Source organism: Halorubrum sp. SD612 (genome assembly GCF_002135005.1).
The window spans coordinates 1-2,305 of sequence record NZ_NEWI01000268.1 but is presented as its reverse complement, the minus strand read 5'-3'; the positions used below and the strand labels follow the sequence as shown (position 1 = coordinate 2,305).

Sequence of the window (2,305 nt, the reverse complement as noted above, 5' to 3'; positions counted from 1 at the left end):
CGTCGGCCGGCGCATACCCCAGGCCTGCCGCCGTGCGCCCAGCGCCCTAGACGTCGCGGCCGGGTGGGCGGTGGCGGCCCGGTGCGCCGGAGCGCGCGCGTCGCGTGGCGCCCGCCGGGACCGCCACGGCTTTGGCCGCCCGGTCCGAGCCGGCGGTATGGACATCGTCGGCGCCCTCGGACGCGATCCGCCGGACCGCGAGTCGCTCCCGCGGTGGGTCGCCCCCCTCCCGAAACGGCTGGAGGACGTCGCCTTCCGGTTCGCGTGGGTTATCGTCGCGATCAACCTCGTCGGCACCGCGTTCGGCTTCTGGTACTACCGGTTCCAGTTTCGGGCCCTCCCGGCCGAGATGTGGATCTTCATCCCGGACAGCCCGGGGGCGACGCTGCTCATCGCGCTCGCGCTCGGCGCGTGGGCGCTCGGCCGGTCGAGCGACACGCTCGCGGCGCTGGCATTCTTCGGCAATATCAAGCTCGGCCTGTGGACGCCGTACGTCCTCGTCGTCTTCTGGCCGGAGTTCCTCGCGGTCAACGGCCCGGCCCTGTACGCGTTCCTGCTCGTGAGCCACCTCGCGATGGTCGTCCAGGCGTTCGTCCTCCACCGGATCACCGACTTCCCGCTGCGCGCGGTGGCGATCGCGACCGCGTGGTACACCGTCGACCTGCTGATGGACTACTTCGTGCCCGTGATCGGCGAGGTGACCCACACCTCGCTGCCGTACGCGGACGGCGCGCCGTGGTTCACCACCACGGTCCTCCAGGTCGCGGCCGCGGGCGCGGTCGCGCTCACCGTCGTCCCGCTGTTCTGGGCGCTCGGCACGCGGATCGCGACGCTCCGCGACCGCGCGTCCGGCCGCGAGCGCGACTCCGGCCCCGCCGCGTGACGCGTTCCGCCGCGTGACGCGCCCCGATTTAAGTCGCCGCGCCGCGTCCGTTCGCCCATGAGCCTCTACCAGCGGATCGCCGACCTCCCGGTGACGATCGAGTCCGTCGACCGCCGGCGACACGTCGCGAACACGACGAGCGGCTTCGAGCGGACGACCACGGAGTACCGGCTCTCCGGGGACGGCGTCGTCGGCAGAGGGGAAGACGTGACCTACGAGACCGCCGACCACGACGCGCTCGCCGGCACCGATCCGATAGATATCGAGGGGGAGTGGACGATCGACGGCCTCTCCGACCGGCTCGACGAGATAGACCTCTTTCACGGGACCCCGCCGGCGAACGAGACCGCACGCAACTACCGCCGGTGGGCGGTCGAGAGCGCGGCGCTCGACCTCGCGCTCCGCCAGCGCGGGGAGTCCCTGGGCGACGCGCTCCGGATCGACCCGGAGCCGCTCCGGTTCGTCGTCTCGACGCGGCTCGGCGACCCGCCGTCGACCGACCGCGTCGAGGCGCTGCTCGCCCGCGACCCCGACCTGGAGTTCAAGCTGGACCCGACTCCCGAGTGGCCCGAGGCGGCGTTCGAGGCCCTCCGGAAGACCGACGCCGTGCGCGTCCTCGACCTGAAGGGGTGGTACGAGGGGACGGAGGTCGACGTCGAGCCCGACCCGGAGCTGTACCGCGACGTGTTCGCGGCGTTCCCGGCCGCGGTCGTGGAGGATCCGGCGTTCACCCCCGCCACGGGGGCGCTCGTCGAGCCGCAGGCCGACCGGCTCGCCTTCGACTACCCGATCGACGGCGTCGAGAGCCTCGAGTCGCTCCCGGTCGAGCCGGGGTGGTGTAACGTCAAGCCCTCGCGGTTCGGCACGCTCGAATCGCTGTTCGAGACGATCGCCTACTGCGAGCGCGAGGGGATCGAGCTGTACGGCGGCGGGCAGTTCGAGCTCGCGAGCGGCCGCACGGCGATCCAGACGCTCGCCGCGCTCTGTTACCCGGACGGGCCGAACGACGTGGCGCCGCGGGCGTACAACGACCCCGACGCCGAGCCCCCGTACCCGAAGAGCCCGCTCCGCCCGAGCCGCGACGCGGTCGGCTTCGAGTTCTGAAACGACGGGACTCAGTCGTCCACCAAAGCCTACGATTTATAGATAGATCCGCGGTGGCGCGTGCCTGCGAGCGGCCGCCATCGGCGGCCGCGAGGAGCACCGCGCGAGGGAGTCGCTGGCGGCGTTAGCCGCCAGCGACGAGGCTGGGGAGGCGTGAGGCGCGGTTGCTGTGCGGGGCGGGACTCAAAGGGGCAGCCGCAAGGGCGGCGTAGGCGACGCAAGCACCGCAAGGAGCGAACGGAGTGAGCGACTGAGGAGCGCAGCGAGCGTACGCCGCCCTTGCGGCTGGGGCTTTGGAGGTGTCCGCCGTCGATCTAC

2 protein-coding genes are annotated in these 2,305 nt (G+C 72.2%); both read left to right on the top strand.

Annotation, left to right across the window (positions count from 1 at the left end):
- Positions 1-157: 157 nt before the first annotated feature.
- Positions 158-883, top strand: coding sequence for a DUF1405 domain-containing protein (locus tag B9G38_RS16210; protein WP_086221066.1), 726 nt, complete (start codon positions 158-160; stop codon positions 881-883).
- Between the two features lie 57 nt (positions 884-940).
- Positions 941-1,987 carry a hypothetical protein gene (locus B9G38_RS16205; RefSeq protein ID WP_086221065.1) on the top strand — a complete coding sequence of 349 codons (1,047 nt, stop codon included), beginning with the start codon at positions 941-943 and terminating at the stop codon, positions 1,985-1,987.
- The last annotated feature ends 318 nt before the right edge of the window (positions 1,988-2,305 follow it).

Coding starts and splice junctions, on each gene's coding strand:
- B9G38_RS16205 (WP_086221065.1), top strand. CDS start 941: ATGAGCCTCTACCAGCGGATCGCCGACCTCCCGGTGACGATCGAGTCC.
- B9G38_RS16210 (WP_086221066.1), top strand. CDS start 158: ATGGACATCGTCGGCGCCCTCGGACGCGATCCGCCGGACCGCGAGTCG.